Annotated in this window: 19 protein-coding genes; 8 read left to right on the top strand and 11 right to left on the bottom strand. The window is 68.1% G+C overall.

Going from position 1 to position 19,228, the window contains the following annotated elements; genetic code table 11:
* The first annotated feature begins 426 nt into the window (after positions 1-426).
* On the top strand, positions 427-954 hold the full coding sequence (locus tag FB390_RS29115; RefSeq protein WP_141812426.1) for a glycine-rich domain-containing protein: 528 nt from the start codon (positions 427-429) through the stop codon (positions 952-954).
* Here FB390_RS29115 and FB390_RS29110 read toward each other — a convergent pair.
* The 3 genes from FB390_RS29110 to FB390_RS29100 are packed head-to-tail and all read right to left on the bottom strand — an operon-like array spanning position 947 to position 4,762.
* Complete coding sequence (locus FB390_RS29110; RefSeq protein WP_141812425.1) at positions 947-2,719, bottom strand: SDR family oxidoreductase; 1,773 nt, start codon at positions 2,717-2,719, stop codon at positions 947-949. The genes FB390_RS29115 and FB390_RS29110 overlap by 8 nt on opposite strands.
* Positions 2,720-2,756: 37 nt before the next feature.
* Positions 2,757-3,863 carry a PDR/VanB family oxidoreductase gene (locus tag FB390_RS29105; protein WP_141812424.1) on the bottom strand — a complete coding sequence of 369 codons (1,107 nt, stop codon included), beginning with the start codon at positions 3,861-3,863 and terminating at the stop codon, positions 2,757-2,759.
* Positions 3,860-4,762, bottom strand: coding sequence for a metal-dependent hydrolase (locus FB390_RS29100; RefSeq protein ID WP_141812423.1), 903 nt, complete (start codon positions 4,760-4,762; stop codon positions 3,860-3,862). Before FB390_RS29100 ends, FB390_RS29105 begins: the two co-directional genes overlap by 4 nt.
* Before the next feature lie 275 nt (positions 4,763-5,037).
* On the opposite strand from FB390_RS29100, the gene FB390_RS29095 reads away from it, so the two are divergent.
* On the top strand, positions 5,038-6,435 hold the full coding sequence (locus FB390_RS29095) for a WS/DGAT/MGAT family O-acyltransferase (protein WP_141812422.1): 1,398 nt from the start codon (positions 5,038-5,040) through the stop codon (positions 6,433-6,435).
* 56 nt (positions 6,436-6,491) lie between these two features.
* Here the strand turns inward: FB390_RS29095 and FB390_RS29090 are convergent, their stop codons facing one another.
* Positions 6,492-7,379, bottom strand: coding sequence for an alpha/beta fold hydrolase (locus FB390_RS29090; protein WP_141812421.1), 888 nt, complete (start codon positions 7,377-7,379; stop codon positions 6,492-6,494).
* A gap of 172 nt (positions 7,380-7,551) precedes the next feature.
* On the opposite strand from FB390_RS29090, the gene FB390_RS29085 reads away from it, so the two are divergent.
* Positions 7,552-8,292 carry a glucose 1-dehydrogenase gene (locus tag FB390_RS29085; protein WP_141812420.1) on the top strand — a complete coding sequence of 247 codons (741 nt, stop codon included), beginning with the start codon at positions 7,552-7,554 and terminating at the stop codon, positions 8,290-8,292.
* Between the two features lie 184 nt (positions 8,293-8,476).
* Here the strand turns inward: FB390_RS29085 and FB390_RS29080 are convergent, their stop codons facing one another.
* The gene (locus tag FB390_RS29080; RefSeq protein ID WP_141812419.1) at positions 8,477-9,106 is read right to left on the bottom strand and encodes a LysE/ArgO family amino acid transporter; all 630 of its coding nucleotides are present in this window, start codon (positions 9,104-9,106) and stop codon (positions 8,477-8,479) included.
* A gap of 68 nt (positions 9,107-9,174) precedes the next feature.
* On the opposite strand from FB390_RS29080, the gene FB390_RS29075 reads away from it, so the two are divergent.
* Entirely contained in the window at positions 9,175-10,059 is an 885-nt protein-coding gene (locus FB390_RS29075; RefSeq protein ID WP_141812418.1) for a LysR family transcriptional regulator ArgP, read from the top strand.
* Between the two features lie 800 nt (positions 10,060-10,859).
* Here FB390_RS29075 and FB390_RS29070 read toward each other — a convergent pair.
* From FB390_RS29070 to FB390_RS29060, 3 genes are all read right to left on the bottom strand, one after another.
* Positions 10,860-11,282, bottom strand: a complete 423-nt coding sequence (locus tag FB390_RS29070) for a PaaI family thioesterase (protein WP_185757314.1) — start codon at positions 11,280-11,282, stop codon at positions 10,860-10,862.
* Positions 11,283-11,817: 535 nt separating this feature from the next.
* The gene (gene ppnP, locus FB390_RS29065; protein WP_141812416.1) at positions 11,818-12,129 is read right to left on the bottom strand and encodes a pyrimidine/purine nucleoside phosphorylase; all 312 of its coding nucleotides are present in this window, start codon (positions 12,127-12,129) and stop codon (positions 11,818-11,820) included.
* A 93-nt stretch (positions 12,130-12,222) separates the two neighbouring features.
* A complete protein-coding gene (locus tag FB390_RS29060; RefSeq protein WP_141812415.1) occupies positions 12,223-13,074 on the bottom strand; it encodes an NAD-dependent epimerase/dehydratase family protein in 852 nt (283 codons plus the stop codon).
* Positions 13,075-13,175: 101 nt separating this feature from the next.
* Between FB390_RS29060 and FB390_RS29055 the strand changes: the two genes are divergently transcribed.
* On the top strand, positions 13,176-13,796 hold the full coding sequence (locus FB390_RS29055; protein WP_141812414.1) for a TetR/AcrR family transcriptional regulator: 621 nt from the start codon (positions 13,176-13,178) through the stop codon (positions 13,794-13,796).
* Here FB390_RS29055 and FB390_RS29050 read toward each other — a convergent pair whose 3' ends face one another.
* Complete coding sequence (locus FB390_RS29050) at positions 13,797-14,144, bottom strand: winged helix-turn-helix transcriptional regulator (RefSeq protein WP_246124445.1); 348 nt, start codon at positions 14,142-14,144, stop codon at positions 13,797-13,799.
* A 72-nt stretch (positions 14,145-14,216) separates the two neighbouring features.
* On the opposite strand from FB390_RS29050, the gene FB390_RS29045 reads away from it, so the two are divergent.
* Together FB390_RS29045 and FB390_RS29040 are read left to right on the top strand one after the other, a co-directional pair.
* Entirely contained in the window at positions 14,217-14,981 is a 765-nt protein-coding gene (locus FB390_RS29045) for an SDR family oxidoreductase (protein ID WP_246124444.1), read from the top strand.
* Between the two features lie 276 nt (positions 14,982-15,257).
* Positions 15,258-16,811 (top strand): acyl-CoA carboxylase subunit beta, encoded by a 1,554-nt coding sequence (locus FB390_RS29040; RefSeq protein ID WP_141812413.1) that lies wholly within the window; start codon positions 15,258-15,260, stop codon positions 16,809-16,811.
* A gap of 234 nt (positions 16,812-17,045) precedes the next feature.
* Here the strand turns inward: FB390_RS29040 and FB390_RS29035 are convergent, their stop codons facing one another.
* Both FB390_RS29035 and FB390_RS29030 read right to left on the bottom strand, forming a co-directional pair.
* Positions 17,046-17,465 carry an ester cyclase gene (locus FB390_RS29035; protein ID WP_141812412.1) on the bottom strand — a complete coding sequence of 140 codons (420 nt, stop codon included), beginning with the start codon at positions 17,463-17,465 and terminating at the stop codon, positions 17,046-17,048.
* 21 nt (positions 17,466-17,486) lie between these two features.
* A complete protein-coding gene (locus tag FB390_RS29030) occupies positions 17,487-18,290 on the bottom strand; it encodes an SDR family NAD(P)-dependent oxidoreductase (protein ID WP_246124443.1) in 804 nt (267 codons plus the stop codon).
* 58 nt (positions 18,291-18,348) lie between these two features.
* Between FB390_RS29030 and FB390_RS29025 the strand changes: the two genes are divergently transcribed.
* Positions 18,349-19,011 carry a TetR/AcrR family transcriptional regulator gene (locus FB390_RS29025; protein WP_141812411.1) on the top strand — a complete coding sequence of 221 codons (663 nt, stop codon included), beginning with the start codon at positions 18,349-18,351 and terminating at the stop codon, positions 19,009-19,011.
* Positions 19,012-19,228 lie beyond the last annotated feature (217 nt).

Below are 19,228 nucleotides of genomic sequence, written 5' to 3'. Positions count from 1 at the left end.
GAGGCCGGACAACGCGTTCAGGAACCCCCGCCGCAGCTACTGCTGCTGCCCCCACCGCAGCTACTGCTGCTGCCACCGCCACAACTACTGCTGCTCCCGCCGCCACAGCTACTGCCGCTACCCCCGCCCGACCCGCTGTCGCCGCCGCTGCCGCCCGAACAGCTGCTCCCGGAGTCCCAGGCTCCGCCCGCACCGCAGCCGCTGCCGTGGTGGCGGTGCCCCGCCCCGGCGCCGCCCGCGAACCACGGTCCCGGATTGTGGTTCGGCCCCCACCCGGGCTGCCGCGGCGGCCTGCTGACCGCCTTGACCAGAACCACCACGAACAAAACGACGGCGCCCACGATCAGCAGGATCACGAGCAGAAACAGAAGCAGGAGCAGGGCCCTCATCCCCGAATGGTAGCGGCGCGCGGCCGTACAGTGAATCGTGCAGTTTTTCCGTTCCCGACAGCGCCTCCGCCGCCAGGTCGACCTACGCGACGTCGAGGAGGCGGTGGACGCGCTGGAACTCACCGAGGCCGTCTTCAAGACGTGCCCGTGGCAGCCGCGCGACCTGGTGGAGACCGGCCTGCGTCAGTGGCTGCGCTGCTGCGGCGCGGCGATGCGCGACGGCCAGGTCATCGGCATGCCCTCGCACGCGGTGGACGAGGCCTGGCACGGGCTCATCCTGTGCACGCAGCGCTACGCCGCGTTCTGCACGGCCGCCTACGGCCGGTTCCTGCACCACTATCCGGACGGGGACGGTCCGGCCGAGCCCGCCGCGCACGGCTCGATGGCCGAGCAGCTCGGCCGCACGGTGGTGGCTTGGTCGATGGTCGCGCGGCCCGGTGAGACCTGTGTGCTGTGGGATCTCGACAGCAAGGTCGGCGTCGACAAACCGTGGGGCATCGACGCCCGGCGCGTCGCGGCGATCGAGGCCGAACTGCACCGGGCGTCGACGGACCCCGTTAAGTGAGCTTCACCCGCGCCGCGAAGAACCGCACCACCGCGGGCGCGAAGCGGTTGAACTGGTACTGCAAGCGCGCCTCCGGGGTGACCGGCACGATGCTGCGGTTGTGCCGGACGGCCCGCACGATCTGATCGGCCACTTTGTCGGGCGTGTAGCGGCGCTTGCGGTACAGGTCGTCGTACTTGGCCTGCTTGCGCTTCTCCTCCGCCGCGCTGACGCCCGAGAAGGTGGTGGTGGCAACGATATTGGTGTGCACGATGCCCGGACAGATGGTGTGCACCGAGATGCCGCGGCCCGCCAGCTCGGCGCGCAGGCAGTCGGAGAACATGAACACCGCCGACTTGCTGGTGGAGTACGCGCTGAACCCCTGCTGCGGACTGTAGGCCGCCATGCTGGACAGGTTGACGATGTGTCCGCCCGAGCCGCGCTCGGCCATGGCGGCGCCGAAGGCGCGACAGCCGTTGACGACGCCGCCGAGATTGATCCGCAGCACTCGATCGAACTCCGCCGACGGCGTGTCGAAGAACCCGCCCGCCTGGCCGATGCCCGCGTTGTTGACCAGGATGTCGGGCACGCCGTGCGCCGCGAACACCTCGGCCGCGTGCGCGGTGACCTCGGCCTCGTCCGAGACGTCGAGGCGATAGGCATGCGCCACACCGCCTTCCGCGGCGATCAGCTCCGCGGTGTGCTTGGCGGCGTCCAGATTGATGTCGGAGAGCACGATTTCGGCGCCGAGGCGGGCGAACGCCAGCGCGGTCTCCCTGCCGATGCCGCTGCCGCCGCCGGTGATCACCACCAGCTGGTCGTCGAATTCCTTTCGAGTCCGGTCGGTTTCGGCACGACGCAGGCCACGCGGCACCGCACCGCCCTCGAGGGTGTCGATCAGCTCGGTGGTGGCGGTGGCCAGTAGTTCGGGGTGCGAGAACGGCGTCCAGTGTCCGGCGGGCACGTCCCGACGCCACAGCCGCGAGACCCACTTGCGCTCGTCGTCGTAGCCCGCGGGCCGCACCGCGACGTCGCGACCCGCCACGATCAGCTGAACCGGCACCTCGGTGTGCCGATCGCGCGGGGCGAGCAGCCGCGGCACGATGTTCGCGCGGTAGATGCGCAGGCCGTCGACGATGTCACGCCGGAAGGTGGGCGCCAGGGTGACGTTCGACGTCGGCGTGTCGTTCATGAGGGAAACGACGCGCTGCCAACGCTCTTCGGTGCCGAGCGCGGTGAAAGCGGCCCGCGGCAGCACCGGCGTCATGAAGAAGGCGGTGTAGGCCGAGGACAGCAGCTGGGTGAAGGGCTGCCAGATGTTGCGCGGCGTGGGACGGGACAGCCTGTCGCGCACCCACTTTCCGAGGTGGTCGAGGTTCGGCCCGGACACGGAGGTGAACGAGGCGATACGGTCGGCGGCGCGCGGTTCGCACACCGCCTCCCACACCTGCACCGAGCCCCAGTCGTGGGCGAGGACGTGCACCGGCGCGTCCGGGCTCACCGCGTCGGCGACGGCGTAGAAGTCGGCGGCGAGCGCCTCGAGCCGGAAGTCCGCGGTGCGCCGGGTACGGGTCGACCGGCCGTGCCCGCGGGTGTCGTAGGCGACGACGTGGAACCGCGGCGTCATCAGCGGCACCACGGCGTCCCAGAGGTGGTGGGTGTCCGGCCAGCCGTGCACGAGCACCACGGTCGGGTTGGCGGGATCGCCGTATTCGTAGACGGCGAGGTCGAATTCACCGCTGCGCACGATCCGCTCGGTCGCCGCCGAGTCGATATCCGTCGTCATCGACGTCTCCTTGTTCTCCGGGTCGGAGGTGTCTTCACTACAGGTCGAGCACGAGACGGCCACCGTCGCAGCGCGATACGCAGGCCAGCATCTCACCGTCCGCGCGTTCGTCCTCGGTGAGCACAGTGTCGCGATGGTCCGGCTCACCGGCCAGCACGCGCACCTTGCAGGTCCGGCAGAAGCCCTGCCGACACGAATACGGTTGATCGGGGCGGGATCTCAGAAGGGTGGTCAGCGCGGACTCGTCGGCGGGCACTTGGAGCACTTCACCGGTCGAGGCGAGCTGGATCTCGAACGGCCGCCCGTTCACGATCGGCGGCGGCGAGAAACGCTCGGAATGCAGTTCCACGCCGCGCATTCGGCGCACGGCTTCGGCGATGGTTGTCGTCATCGGCACCGGGCCGCAGCAGTACACCGCGGTGCCGGTGGTCACGCCGGGTAGCAGTGCGGCCGCGTCCGGCAGACCGTGTCCGTCGTCGGTGCGCACGGTGACCCGGTCGCCGAACGTCTCGATCTCGTCGAGGAACGGGATGGTCTCGCGGCTGCGGCCGACGTAGACCATGGACCAGTCCAGGCCGAGCCGCATCGCCAGCCGCGCCATCGGCAGGATCGGGGTGATCCCGATGCCGCCCGCCACGAAATGCAGGTGCACCGCGGGTGAGCCGTAGCCGGGCACGGCGAACGGAAAGGCGTTGCGCGGCCCGCGCACCACGATCGGCGAGCCGACCGGCAGCGCGTCGTGCACCTCCACCGATCCGCCGCCGCCCTCCGGGATGCGACGCACCGCGACACGGTAGGCGCGGGTGTCGGCGGGGTCGCCGCACAGCGAGTACTGCCGCAATCGGCCGGACGGCAACTCCAGATCCAGGTGCGCGCCCGGCCGCCACGCGGGCAGTTCGCGCCCGTCCGGCGACTCGAGCCGCAGACTCACCACGTCCTGGTCGTGCGCTTCGACCCGGCGCTCGGTGACGACGAGCGCGAGCCTACGGTCGTCGACCTTCGGGCGCAGATCCCGCCGGTTGACCAGCGTGGCCCAGCGCAACCGGGCCGAGGCGACGGCATCGAAGACCCGTACCGTCCGGTCCCGATCGCGCTTGCCGAACAGGTCGGCGGGCAGCTGCTCGGGAACGACCCGGGGACTCACGAGGCGACCGCGCGCGCCGCGGGAGAGGCGGCCAGGTACGCCACCGCCTGCGCGGTGGAGCCGACAGTCTCCGGGTTGTAGCCGGGCTTGAACGTCGACAGCGCGCTCCACAGCAGCGACGGTACGCCGGGCAGGGAACCGCGCCACATGGCGCCGAAAACCCGCTTGATAAGCCGCGGATAGCCGAGATCGGGCAGCGCGGGGTCCTGCTGGACCATGAACTTGGTGCCGCGCACGACCAGCGAGATGAAGATCGGGAACACCAGCACCATCAGCGCCGACCTGCGGACGTATCCCGCGCCGAAGTACACCGCCACGTCGTGGGCGACATGCCGGTGCTCCACTTCCTCAGCGCCGTGCCAGCGGAAGAGGTCGGCCACCCGCGGGTCCGCCCCGAACTTCTCCAGGTCGGCGTTGAGCACCCAGTCGCCGAGGAAAGCGAAGAAGTGCTCGAGGCAGGCGATGAACGCCAGCCGCTCGACCATGAGCTGGCGCTGCGCGATGCCCTCGGCGTCCTTGGGTCCGAGGGTCTTGCGGAACAGGTATTCGGCTTGCCGCACATAGGGTGCCGGGTCGATGCCGTTGGCCGCGAGCACCTCGTGCAACACCTTGTCGTGAGTCTCGGCGTGCATCGATTCCTGACCGATGAAGCCGAGCATGGCCTCGCGAAGCTTCTCGTCCTTGACGTAGGGCAGCGCCTCGGCGTACGCGGCGCAGAACATGCGTTCGCCCTCGGGCAGCAGCAGATTCAGCGAGTTGATCAGATGCGAGGCGATCGGCTCCTCGGGCATCCAGTGCAGCGGAGTGTCGGCCCAGTCGAACCGGACATTGCGTGCGTTGAGGGCCACCTCGCCCGGGTCGGTCTCCGGTCGCCGGTGAGCCCTGCGAAGTAGCTTCATCGGTACTCCTCGATCCTCATACGTGCACGTCAGCGGGGAGTCGGCACGGCGGCGCGCCGGTTCCTGCGCTGGTGTAGCAACGATCATACACATATATGGAACTAGCAGTAACACACACGCGTGTCACCGATCGGACTCGAACCCGGCACGACGGGCTATCCCAGGCATTCATCCGATGAATTCGGTTATCCAAGTTGACGATAGAGCTCACCACTGTGAGCGATCTCCCCCCGGATCCGGCCCGAAATTAGAACACGTTCTAGTAGGCTTTCGCTATGGAACGTTTAACCGGATTGGATGCCAGTTTCCTCTATCTCGAGACCGGGACCCAGCATCTGCACGTGTGCGCGCTGCTCATCTTGGACCCGACCGCGGACGGCGTGCGGTACTCCTTCGACTCGTTCAAGGCCGAACTCGGCCGCCGGGTGCCGCTGATTCCGCAGATGCGGCGGCGGTTGCACGAGGTGCCGTTCAACCTGGACCACCCCGTCTGGGTGGAGGACCCCGACTTCGATCTCGACTACCACATCCGCCGCATCGGCATCCCGAGTCCGGGCGGCAGGCGCGAGCTGGCCGAACTGGTCGGCGACATCGCCAGCAGGCCGATGGACCGGGACCGGCCACTGTGGCAGATGAACGTGGTCGAGGGCATCGACGACGACAAGGTCGCGGTGATCTGCAAGTACCACCACGCCGCCGTGGACGGCATCACCGGCACGAACATGATGATGCATCTGTGCGACATGGAACCGGGCGTGACGCATCCGGAGCCGACCGACGAATGGCGGCCCGAGTCCGCGCCGAACGACTGGAAACTGTTGGCGGAGGCGGCCGTTCGGCTGCCCGGGAAGGCGGGCATCGTCGGCATGCTGCCCAAGACCGTGGGCATGCTGGCCGGTTTCGCACAGCGGCGACGAAACAACCAGGCGGGCATGGCGATTCCGCTCACCGCGCCACGCACGCCGTTCAACAAGGCCATCACACCGCATCGCACGGTCGCCTTCGCCGAAGCGGATCTGGCCGCCATCAAGGAGATCAAGACCGCGTTCGACGTGAAGGTCAACGACGTGGTGCTGACCGTGGTCGGCGGTGTGCTGCGCGCCTATCTGGACAAGCACGGCGAGCTGCCCGATCGCTCGCTCATCGCCTCGGTACCGGTGTCGGTGCACGAATCCTCCCGGCACAAGGCCGGAATCAACAAGGTCTCCTCGCTGTTCTCCGAACTCGGCACCGACATCGCCGACCCGGTCGAGCGGCTGCGCAAGGTCGCCGCGGCCAACCGCGATGCCAAGGACGAGCACGATCTCATCGGCGCCGACTTCCTGCAGGACTGGTCACAGTACGCCCCGCCCAACACTTTTCAGCTCGCCGCGCGGGTCTACTCGTCGCTGAAGCTGGCCGAGCACCATCCGGTGGTACACAACCTCGTCGTCTCGAACGTGCCGGGACCGCCGATGCCGCTGTACTTCCTCGGCGTGAAGGTGAACGCGATGTATCCGTTCGGACCGGTCTTCCACGGGGCCGGGCTCACCGTCACGGTGTTGTCCAACAACGGCGATCTCGATTTCGGGTTCATCGCCTGCAAGGAGCTCGTCCCCGATCTCGCCGCGATGGCCGATGCGGTGCCGGGCATCATCGACGAATTGCGTTCCGCGGCACACGAAGCGGGGTGATTCGCGCCGCCCTGTTCGCCACCGGCGCCGAACAGGGTCGACCGCGGCGGATTTCGCTACGTCTGCCCGGTGACCGACGCGCAGCCGTCGAGCAGTGCGGGAACGAAACGCTCCGCGCCGAAAACGCAGCCCGCGTGTCCCACGCCGGCCAGGTGAATGGTCGCCTCGGGGATCATCGTCGCCATCTCCAGCTGCCGATACACCGGAATCGCCCGGTCGCGGGTCGTGATGACCACCGCCGTCGGCGCCTCGATCATGTGCAGCCACATGGACGCGTCGAAGCGCCCGACCTCCGCGATGACCTGGGCCAGCGCCCACCCGCTCGTACTGCGGAATTCACCGAGCGCCCACTTCTCGAAGCCGCCCGCCGGCCATGTATGTTCCGGCAGCTCGGACAGTGTGCTCGCGAATTTCTCGATGCGCCGCAGCGAATACGGACCGATGGCGTCGGCGAACGCGCCGAACACCTGATGGAACGCCTGCTCGCGCCACTTCTCCCGGAAGCGGTACGGCGTCGCGCACAGCACCAGCCCGCCGACACGGTCGGGGTGCCGGTGCGCGGCCGTCAGCGTCACCACTCCGCCGAGCGAATAACCCGCGCAGATCGGGCGTTCGACTCCCATCGCGTCGGCGACCGCGATGACGTCGTCGGCGCAGTCGTCCACCGAGAAGCGCGGAGATCGGATGCCGCGGCCGTGCCAGCGCTGGTCGAACAGGATGACCCGGTACCGCTGGGCGAGCGCTTCCAGCGCCGGGAACCAGGTGAGGCAGGCGGTGCTCGCGGTGCCGTGCAGCAGGATGAGTGTGGGAGCTCCTTCGGGCCCCGGTATGTCGACCACGTAGGTGCGTCCCCGGCCGGGCAGGTCGACCAGTCGGCCGCCCGGCACCTCGGCGATGTCCGGGACACCCGCCCGCCGGATCAAGCGTCGTAACCGGTTCGGCATCGTCGGCCTCCTCCAGTCTTTACTGGAACACGTTCTATTCGATGATGCCATACGGTCATGAGCCTTCTTCGCTGTGCCGCCCAGTCTTCGGGTCGCAACCGCCCCGGAGTTATGTAACGTGTTCACGTCGGCTTCCGCCGACGACTGTTCCGCGACGGACGGAGGTATCGCAATGGGGCGACTCACCGGCAAGGTGGCCTTGATCAGCGGCGGAGCGCGCGGTATGGGCGCCGCGCACGCCAGGAAATTCGTGGCCGAGGACGCGCGCGTTGTACTCGGCGACATTCTCGACGACGAGGGCAAGGCGCTGGCCGAGGAACTCGGCGACCACGCCGTCTACGTGCACCTCGACGTCCGGCAGAAGCAGGACTGGCAGGCCGCCGCCGAAGAGGCCGTGCGGCGGTTCGGCGCGCTGAACGTGCTGGTGAACAACGCCGGGATCGTCAACGGGAACCTGCTGGTCGATTTCGCGCTCGAGGAATGGCAGCGCATCGTCGACATCAACCTGACCGGCACCTTCCTCGGTATGCAAGCCGCGACCCCGGCGATGATCGAGGCGGGCGGCGGTTCCATCGTCAACATCTCCTCCGTCGAGGGCATGCGCGGGAGCCCCGGTCTGCACGGGTACACGGCGACCAAGTTCGCGGTCCGCGGGCTCACGAAGTCGACGGCGCTGGAGTTGGCGCAGTATGGGATTCGCGTGAATTCGGTGCATCCGGGGTTGATCAGCACGCCGATGACCGAAGGGATTCCGGCGGATTTTCTGCAGATTCCGCTGGGGCGTGCGGCGGATCCGGCCGAGGTGTCGAACTTGGTGACGTATTTGGCGAGTGACGAGTCGTCGTATTCGACGGGCGCGGAGTTCGTCATCGATGGTGGGTTGACGGTGGGGGTGCCGCACAAGACGTTCTAGTGCCGCGTCCAGAATGGCCGGCGCCCACCGACCGAAGGCCACCTTCCACACCGATCGGACGTGACCTTCATTCACCCGGCCCGCGTGCCCGGTGAACCGACCGAGGGCGACCTTCATCGCGGTGGGCCGGCTGACGGTGGCCTTTGGCCGGAAAGGTGTCCACCGTTTATGGACGCGGCACCAGTCAGCCTGAGAACACCAGTACCGCGGCGAGTGTGAACATGATCAGCGCGATCACTGAATCCAGCGCTCGCCAGGCCGCGGGGCGGGCGAACAGCGGGCCGAGCAGACGAGCGCCGAAGCCGAGGGCGACGAACCAGAGGATGCTGGCGAGCATCGCGCCCGCGCCGAGGAACCAGCGGTCCGGCGGGGCGTAGGTGTTGGCGAAGGAGCCGAGCAGCAGGACCGTGTCCAGGTAGACGTGTGGGTTGAGCCAGGTCAGCGCCAGGCAGGTGAGGACGGTCGCGCCGAGTGCCACCGACGAACCCGTTCCGTCCGCGGTGAGCGCGCCGCCGGAGATCGCGCGCCGCGCCGCCAGCACGCCGTAGCCGATGAGGAACGCCGCGCCCGCGTAGCGCACCACCGTCACCACCGAAGGCAGCGACTCCACCAGCGCTCCGAAGCCCGCGATGCCCGCGGCGATCAGCACGATGTCCGACGCCGCGCACACCGCGACCACCGCGGCGACGTGCTGGCCGCGCACACCCTGGCGCAGCACGAAGGCGTTCTGCGCGCCGATCGCCACGATCAGCGACAACCCGAAACCCAGACCGGAGATGGTGGCGAAACCCGCCGAGGAAACCGTCACGTCCATCGACGCTAAGACCGCGTCATCGGATCAGACAAGCTAAAGATTCTGAAGCATCATTACAATTCCTTAATATGGATCTGCAGCTCGACCAGCTCAGGGCACTCAACGCGGCGGTCACCGAGGGGACCTTCGAGGCGGCCGCGCGCAGTCTGCGGGTCACTCCGTCGGCGGTCAGCCAGCGCATCAAAGCGCTCGAGGACGCCGCAGGCCGCATCCTGCTGCAACGCACGAAACCGGTGCGCGCCACCGAATCCGGACTCGCCGTGCTGCGCCTGGCCCGGCAGATCGACCTGCTCACCGGCGACACCGCACGCGAACTCGGTGACGCCGACCAGCCGGTCGACCGCCCGATCCGCCTCCCCATCGCGGTGAACGCCGACTCGCTCGAAACCTGGGTGATGCCCGCCCTCCGCGACGCGCCGCCCGGCGTGTGCTTCGAAATCCACCGCGAGGACGAGGAGCACACCACCGCCCTGCTGCGCGACGGCACCGTCATGGCGGCCATCACCGCCACCGCGAAGCCGGTGCAGGGCTGCAAGGTCGACAGGCTCGGGGCCATGCGGTACCGCCCGATGGCCAGCCCCGAGTTCGCCCGGACCTGGTTCCCCGACGGCCCGACCGCCAAGGCCTACGCCGCGGCGCCCGTCGTCCTGTTCGACCGCAAAGACGACCTTCAAGACCGCCAGCTCCGCCGCCGAACCCGGCAGCCGATCGATCCGCCCCGCCACTACGTCCCCTCGTCCACCGCCTTCGGCACGGCCATTCGCCTCGGCCTCGGCTGGGGCATGCTCCCCGACCTCCAGACCGCCGACGACCCACCGACGAGTTTGGTTCCGATAGACGGAGATTCGTTCATCGACGTGCCGCTCTACTGGCAGCAGTGGAAGTTGCACTCCCCCGCGTTGAGCGCGATCGCGGGGGCGATCGCCCGGGCGGCGGCAGCGGCGTTGCGCTGAGGTGTTCAGGCTGGGCCGGGTCACCCGCGCTGCCCTCACTCGCCGAGCCCGGCGAGTTATCACACCGCGCGCCGCTCTACTGGCAGCAGCGGAAGTTCCGCTTCCCCGCGTCGAGCGCGATCGCGGGGGCGATCGCCGAAGCGGCTGCCGCGGCGCTGCGCTGAACTGGCCCAGGCTGGGCGGGGTCGCCCGCGCGCTGCGGTGAGTGCGTTCAGGCTGGGCCGCCTCACCCGCGCACTGCGCTGAGTTGCAGGCTGGGCCGGGTCGCCCGCGCGCTGCACCGAGTCGTCCAGCCGCGCCGGGTCGCCCGCGCGCTCCGCCTGGTTCGAGGCTGGCCCGCCGTCGCCCGAGCGCTGCGCTGAGTTGCCCAAGCTGAACGGGCCGGCCGCGCGCTGCCCTCACTCGGCGAGCCCGGCGAGCAATCGCACCGCGCGCCGCTCTACCTGCAGCAGCGGAAGTTGCGCTCCCCGCGTCGAGCGCGGTCACCGGGGCGAGGCGGCTGCCGCGGCGTTGCGCTGAGTTATCCAGGTTGCGCAGGGTCGTCCGCGCGCTGCGGTGAGTGCGTTCAGGCTGGGCGGGATCGCCCGCGCGCTGCGCTGAGTGCGATCAGGCTGGGCCGGGTCGCCCGCGCTGAGCTGAGGTCCAGGCTGGGCCAGGTCACCCGCGCGCTCCGCTGACTCGCCTGGCCCGGCGAGATCGGTCGCAGCGCGTGCCAGGCCGATCCTCGCGCGGTGTGGCGAGCCATCCTGCGCAGCCGGACGTTGTGCCGCGCACTCGCCGAGTGCGGCGGGCGCGCTGCACTACCGAGAGCGCCTGCGCACGTAGAGTTCCTGGCTCGTGCGCGCGACCAGCTCGCCGTCGGCACCGACGAGCTCGGCGGAGTGGTTGGCGCGAGAGACGCCGTCCGCCTCCAGGTTCGCACGGATCTCGGCCATGTCCTCGGGCGGCATCAGCATCGTCACGCGCACCAGCCCGCGACCCGGCCGCACGAATTCGGTTGTGGCCGTGGTGTTCCAGACGCGGTATCCCTCGCCCAGCTGCCACAGGGCCATCAGCCCGAAGAACGGGTCGGTCATCATGGACAGAATCCCGCCGAACGCCACACCCGCGTGGTTCTTGTTCCAGCCGCTCACCTTGTACCGAACCGTGACACTGGACCAGTCGTCGGCCACGTGCTCGATTCGGACCCCACCCATCAGGAAGACGGGGTAGGCGTTCGTCATCAACCGAAACTGTCGCGCCGACAAGGTCCGCAAGGTATTCGCCATGACCATGTGGCCCCCTCAGCTGCGCGACCACTGTCCGGCACAGTACCCCGGCCCAGCCGCAACCAAACCTGTTGCAGCCCTTCGCACTAGGCGCTGGCGGATCGACGGGAGAGAAATGGTGGTTCTGGCGGTGTGTGTGACCGCCATTCGACTACCGTCGAAACCATTTCTCTATCGACGGTAGTCGAATGGCGGTTCGCGACTGATCGGGTCGCACCAGCGCTCCGGCGCGCAGCCGAGAGTCGTTGCCTGAGCCCAGCGCGCCCGCTACGAAGATGCGGATCGCAGGCAGCGATGCGCGCCCCTACGCCCCGCGAATCGAAGGCGCCCTACGGCCACCACGCGGAGTCGCGAACAACCGCGCCCGGCGAAATCAGCGCCCGGCCCGGGTCGAACGAGTCAATTCGGGGTCACGGACCACTGCGCCGGTCGACCCGGCGAGCTGACACTGCCGCCACCCACGAGCACGGCAGCGGGAGGTGGCGAGAACTCAGCCGAAGTGGCAGACGTAATGCACCGTCTCCAGGACCTCGATCTGGAACGAGCTGTTGCCGGGCACGTCGAAGGACTCGCCGCCCTTGTAGGTGACGGCCTCGGTCGCGCCGGCGAGGGTGACCTTGCATTCGCCCTCGATGAGTTCCATGATCTCCGGCGCGCCGGTGTTGAACGTCAGGGTCGAGGGCAGGATGACGCCGACCGACTTGGCGGTGCCGTCGGCCAGCTCGATGCTGTGGCTGATGCACTTGCCGTCGAAGTAGACGTTGGCCTTCTTCGTGACGCTGACATTCTCGAACTGCGACATGGTCTCTTTCCCGTGCTGAAGTGGAGCCGTCAGCCTACTTCAGCGGCGGCGCGGCGCCCGCGCCCACCTGGGAGAACACCCACCGCACCGCCGTCACAGGTCCTCCAACAGCGTCGGCCGAGTGGGCGACCACCCGAGCTCCGCGCGAGCCTTGGCTCCGGTGGCGACTTGGTCGAGCATGAAGGCCTCGACCATGACGCCCCAATACCGTTGAGCCGCAGCCGGATCCCAGCCCGCCACCTGCGCGCCGTGGGCGTCGGCGATCACGCGCGCCACATCCCGGACCGCGACCGGCTCGTCGAGAGTGGCGAGATAGACCGACCCCGCGGGCGCGGATTCCACCGCCAACGCGTAGAGGTCACCGAGGTCGTCGGCGTGCACGACCGACCACCGATTCGAGCCGTCCCCGAAGTGCCGCACGACGCCGTCTTGCTGCGGGCTCAGCAACATCGGCACATACCCCCGACCAGCGCCGTAGACGAGACCGGGCCGGATGCGAACAGTCCGCACGCCACGATTCGCGGCCGCGTCCTCCAGCAGTTTCTCGACGGCGGGCCGCCACGACACCACCAGCGGCGGATCGAACGCCGACTCCTCGGTGGCGGACGCTTCGCCGGTATTGCCGTGCAGCCAAAGCCCGCTGGTGTAGACGAGCGGCTTGCCGGTGCCCTCGAACGCGTCGAGCAGCGCCGTGACCACCCCGCGGTCGAGTTCACCGGCCCGCTCGTCGTTGCTCGACGCGGCATGCACCGCCGCGTCGACCCCGGCCGCGACAGCGACCAACGCCTCGGGATCGAAGAGATCGGCGATCACCCGCTCGACACCGTCGGGTGCGGGTCGGTCGGCCCCCGTGACGGTGCCGACCACGGCATGGCCACGCCCGAGCAGTGCGCGCGCGACGGCGCTGCCGATCGTTCCCGACACCCCAGTTACCAGTACTCGCATCCGAGCGCTCCTGTCGATATTTCTAACAACGTTAGAAATCGACCCTACGACTCCGCCCGAGCGATTGTCTACCGTTGTTAGAAAATGACCGAGGAGAACCGATGCCACGTGCGGGCAAGCGAATCAAGGGCACCGCGGACGAACGCGCCGAAGCGCGCGAACGCCTACGGGCGGAACTGCTTTCGGCGGCACGCTCGATCGCGCGCGAGAGCGGCGGGTTCGACGGCGTCACCGTCCGATCGGTGGCGGACCGCGTCGGGTACGCGGTGCCGATCGTGTACCAGTACTTCGCGAACAAGCGCGCGCTCCTGGTCGAACTGATGGAGGCCGGGTTCACCGATCTGGCGGAGCGGTTGCACGGTGCGTTGGACGCGCCCGTCCAGGACGATCCGCTGCTCGAAGTCGCCTGGGCCTATTGGGATTTCGCCGTCGCGGACCCGCACCTGTACCGGCTCATGCACACACTGCCGGAGGTACCGTTCGGCACCGCCGACGCACCCGAGGCCGCGCGGTCCTGCTTCGAGGCGCTGCGGTCGGCGGTCGCGGCGGGTGCGCCGAAGTTACCCGAGGCGGTCATGGACGACGATGCCGCCGCCGATCTGCTGTGGGCACATCTGCACGGCCTGGTCGGCCTGATGCTCGACGGGCGCATCAAAGGCGGCGCGGAGCGCGGCCGGGCCCTGCTGGTCGACCTGACCAGCCTCTTCCGGGCGACGCCGTAATCAGTCGCCGGACTCCGGGAACAACTTCTCCCACCGCCGCGACCACTCCCACACCGGACCCAGCGCCGCGCCGAGTTCCCTTCCGGCCGTGGTCAATTCGTAGGACTTGTCCGGCTTCTTGACGATCAATCCGGCCGCCTGAAGGTGCTGCAACCGCACCGAGAGCATGCTCGACGAGCACTGCCCCATCCGGCGGCGCAGTTCGAGAAAGCCCAGCGTGCCGGGCTCCAACTCCCACACGATGCGCAGCATCCACCGCTGGCCGAGCAGTTCCATGGCGGCGAGCATCGGTTCGTTCGCGGGGTCGGCCTCGCCCCTGGACGGTTTCGCACCGCTTGCGCTTCTCATTTCGAACCACCATAGTGATTCTGTTTTAGAAGCAGCAGGGCGGGCGGCGGTCCGCGGCGGAAAGGAACCGTGGTGCACGAACCGGACATCTCGACCGATCGACGAATCACCCTCGTCACCGGGGCCTCGCGCGGTATCGGCGCCGACACCGCCCGCATCCTCGCCGCCCGCGGCGACCACGTGATCGTGAACTACCGCGAGAAGCGCCGCCGCGCCCAGACCATCGCCGACGAGATCACGGCCGCCGGAGGCAGCGCATCGGTCGCGGGAGCGGACGTCTCGGACGAAACCGCCACCCGCGCGTTGATCGCCGACATCACCGACCGCTTCGGCCGCCTGGATGTCTTGGTACTCAACGCATCCGGCGGTCTCGAACGCGGCGCGGCCGCGGACTACGCCATGTCCATCAATCGCGACGCACAACTGCGCCTGACCCGACTCGCGTTGCCGCTCATGCCTTCCGGCGGCCGCATAGTCTTCGTCACCAGCCACCAGGCCCACTTTCACGGCCGCAAGCCCGTCCCCACGGACTACGAACCGATCGCCGCCAGCAAACGCGCCGGCGAGGACGCCCTCCGAGCCATCATCCCCGAACTCGAAGCCCTCGGCATCACCCTGACCGTCGTCTCCGGCGACATGATCGACGGCACCATCATCGTCCGCCTCCTCGAACGCCGAGACCCGGACGCCGTCGGCACCCGCCGCGACCACGGCCCACTCCCCACCGTCGAAGAGTTCGCCACCGCTATCGCCGACGCCACCACGAGCACAGCCGAATCCGGCCACACCGTCTACATCGGCGGCCACGACTACCTCGGGAGCACGCCAACTGCCTAGTGGCGCCCGCGACGCGACATCTAGTTCGTGCGTCGCGACGGTCGACGGCTTTTCGACCGCCGTGCCCGTCGAATCGGGCCACCGGGCTGAGCCACACGGCGAGCGGAGCAACCGCGACAAACTAGTCCCTGTGCTCGAACTTCTTGGACGGGAGGCGATGTGTGCCGGGCCTCGACTGTGACTTGTCCCGTATATCCGGGTTGAATGACACCTTCCGTGTCGACACCGCTTAACGTCGCGACGGCACAACAGTTGGTTTGAAAGGTGGCAGCGAGCGTGGCAGGTACCCAGGCGAAGCTCGATGAACTGGTCAAGATCCTGACGATCGCTGCGGAACCGGCAGGTGAGGCCGGTGTCGCCAAGCGGGAGAAGAAGGGCATTCCGAGCGTTCGCCAGCGTGTGGAGATGCTGCTCGACAGCGGGACGTTCATCGAGACCGGTGCGTTGGCCCGCCAGCCCGACAAAGCGGACGCTCTCTACGGTGACGGGCTGGTCACCGGTCGCGGGCTGATCGGGGGCCGTCCGGTGGTGGTGATCGCCCACGATCAGACCGTGTACGGCGGGTCGGTCGGCATCACGTCCGCCCGCAAGTTCATGCGGGCGCTGCAACTCGCGTTCGACAACGCCTGCCCGGTGGTGACGATCAACGATTCCGGCGGCGCGCGTATCCAGGACGCGGTCGGTTCGATCGCCTCGTTCGGTGATATCTCCCGCGTGTTGGAGAAGCTGTCCGGGTATGTGCCGCAGGTGTCGATCATTCTCGGCAAGTGCGCCGCGGGTTCGGTGTACGGGCCGATCAACACCGACGTGCTCATCGGCACCAAGGATTCGTACATGTTCGTCACCGGGCCGGAGGTGATCAAAGCCGTCAACGGCGAGGACATCACCGCCGAGGAGCTCGGTGGCGCCAAGGTCCAGGCCGAACGCGGCACGCTGCATTACGTCGCCGACACCGAGCAGGAAGCCTACGACTGGGCCCGCAACTACCTGAGCTACATGCCGACCAGCTGCCTCGAACAACCGCCGATCGTGAACCCGGGCCTGGAGCCGGAGATCACCGCTTCCGATCGGGAGCTCGACAAGATCATCCCGGATTCCGATCGCGCCGGTTACGACATGCACGAGATCCTGCTCCGGATCTTCGACGATGGTGAATTCCACGAGATCCGTGAAGCGTTCGCGCCGAATCTGATCACCGGGTTCGCCCGGGTCGACGGATATCCGGTCGGCGTGATCGCCAACCAGCCGTTGGTGTTGGGCGGTTCCATCGACGCCGCCTGCTCGGACAAGTCGACCTACTTCATCCGGCTCTGCGACGCGTTCAATATCCCGCTGGTGTTCGTCGCCGACACCCCCGGCGTGCTGCCGGGGCTCGATCAGGAAGCCAACGGTGTGATCATCCGCGGCGGCCGGGTGCCGCGCGCGATCATCGAGGCGACGGTTCCGATCATCAACCTGGTCGTGCGCAAGTCCTACGGTGGCGCCTACGGCATGATGGCCGCCCGGCAGGTGGGCGCCGATATCAGTTTCGCCTGGCCGACGGCCCGGATCGCGGTGATCGGCGCCGACAGCGCGGTCGACCTCATCGGCAAGCGGCAACTGGCGGCGGTGCCGGAGGAGCATCGGGCGGCGGCGCGCGAGTTCATGATCAACCAGTACAACGAGACGATCGCCACCCCGTGGATCGCCGCCGAACGCGGCTACATCGACGCGGTCATCGAACCGGCGACCACCCGCCTGGAGATCCGGCGCGCGCTGCGCCTGCTGCGCGACAAGCCGCCGGTGAAGCCGGAGTTCAACCCGCGGAAACACCCGGTGTACCCGATGTGATCTTCCGGGACCGGTCACCGCCGCGGTCAGTGACAGAAGAACCATCGTGGCCATATCGGTGACCATCGACAATGTCGGCGCCGTCAGCGGACCGCGGCGAGCACGGCATAACCGGCGTATTCGACATTCGCCGTTCGCTCCGGCCAGACGGAGCGAACGGACAGTCATAGGGTCGTCCACGTCGTATCGAGGCGAGTCCTGATCCGTCGGGCGGCGCGGATGAAATTGGCGAGGTTATGGCGTGCCGGTGCCGGCGGATCCGGTGAGTTGAGACAGGACTGCCGCGGTATCGAGGAAGACGCGTTCGCCGATGATGTAGCCCTCGTCGTCGAAGGTGACGACGGCGACCATCTCGACGGCAATCGTATTCCCGCTCGGCGCTATTCCCGCGTAGTGCCCGTCGTGGGTACCGTCGAAGCGAACCAGCGCGGCACCAATGGAATTCACTTGCCCGAGGGGCTGGATAGTGGCGGTGAGGTCGCTGAAACCGTCGAACAGCGCGGACTCTCGGGCAGCCAGCGCCGCAAGCCCTTGCTGCGGACCCGTCAGGGGTGAGTCGTAGGCGGCGGGCTCTCGCCACAGGCCAACGACCTCATCGACGCTGTGCTTGTTCACCGCGGCCGCAGCCGCTCTGGTGAACTGCTGGATGAACATGTCGCATTCTCTCCGATTCGATCAATTGGCTTGGGATACAGGCGATTCCGGCCGGACAGAACGCTCGGCGAGCGCGATCGCCCACTTGGCGGGGATCCGGCAGGCGATGCGCGCCAGCAAAGCGTTCGCCGCGCCGTCGACGATGTCCGGACGGTTCGACCCGAGCGCGCCCAAGGCCGCTTCGACCACCTGTTCGGGAGCACGCCGGCTGCCGACCGAGGCGTCCTCGCCGGCGATTTCGAAGAATGCGGTGTCGGTGGCACCCGGGCTCACGGCAAGTACTTGCACCCCGGTGCCGCGGGTCTCGGACCAGAGTGCGCGGGTGAAGGACAGCACGTACGCCTTGGTCGCCGCGTACACCGCCATGTGCGGAACCGGCTGAAACGCGGCGGTGCTGGCCACATTGACGACGGCTCCGCGTCCGCGAGTGATCATGCCGGGCAACAGGATTGCTGTGAGCTCGGTCAAAGCGGTGATGTTCACCGCGATCTGACTCGAGACCGCCCCGAGGTCGGCATCGGCGAGATCACCGTGGATTCCGAGTCCCGCATTGTTGACGAGCGCGTCGACGGTGATCGCACGCTGGGCGAGAAGTTCGGCGACGCCCGCCGCGGCGTTCGGGGCGCTGAGGTCCGCGGGGATGACCTCCACGCTCGAACCGAATCGCGCGTGCAGTTCGTCGGCCTGTGCTCGCAATACCGCCTCCCTGCGGGCGACCAGAACGAGGTCACCACCGTCCGCGGCGACACGCGTCGCGAACGCGCGCCCGATACCCGATGACGCCCCGGTCACCAGTACTCGCTGTCGATCGAAGTATCCGACCACCACTACCTCCTTAATTAAACCTGCCTGACGGTCTAATTAATACCGCTATGCTGAGGCCATGGCAAGCCCCCACCGCAGCACGCAGGCCCGGCGACGCGTCGGCCGCCCGTCCGGCCCCACCGAACACGGAGCGGCATCCCGCGAGCGGATCCTCGATGCCGCCGCCGCTGTGTTCGCGCAGGTCGGTTACGACCGGGCACGCATGGCCGACGTCGTCGAAGCGAGCGGAATGACCAAGGGCTCGGTCTACTTTCATTTCGAGAGCAAGGAAGCCCTCGCCGTCGCCGTGCTCACCGAGAAGCACGCGCAGTGGCTCGATCGGGTCCAAGCACGACTGGCCACGGCACCCCCCGGCCTGCAGCGGATGGAAGCGCTGCTGCCCGCCATGCTGGATCTCCACCGTGCCGATCCCGACGCCTGGGTCATCTCGCGCCTTGCCCAGAACCTCGCCGAGGTGCCCGCGACCCGAAACCTCGCCACAGCACTGACCCGCCGATGGATCGACCGCGTCGCCGACCTCGTTCGCGACGCCCAGCACCTCGGTGAGGTATCAGACGAAGTAGACCCGCAACTGCTCGCCACCGTCCTCGTCGGCGCCTTCGACGGCCTCAAGACGACCATCGGAACAGTAAGCGACGACCCCCACGCCGCCGATCAACAGCTCGAGGCCTGCGGCGCTCTTCTGCTGGCGATGATGCGGTCGGTCGCCCTGTCCCGCTGATCGACTTCGACAGTCCGCGGGCATGACCGCTACATCACCCTCCGGCAGCCCCGCAGCCGCTACTTCTGGCTGTTGCCGCATGCCGAACCGCGCCGCCGGCGCGGCCACACATCCCCCTGCTCTCCGCGCGATGATCACGGACAGTTCGCCCGATCGCTCGTCGCCGCTCGAAACTGGCGACGTTCGATCTTCTCCCGCTGCGCGCTATTCCGATGAC

The sequence above is a fragment of the Nocardia bhagyanarayanae genome, assembly GCF_006716565.1.
Classification (GTDB): Bacteria; Actinomycetota; Actinomycetes; order Mycobacteriales; family Mycobacteriaceae; genus Nocardia; species Nocardia bhagyanarayanae.
Note: the sequence above shows the minus strand (reverse complement) of the source record. Positions and strands in the feature narration are given on the sequence as shown.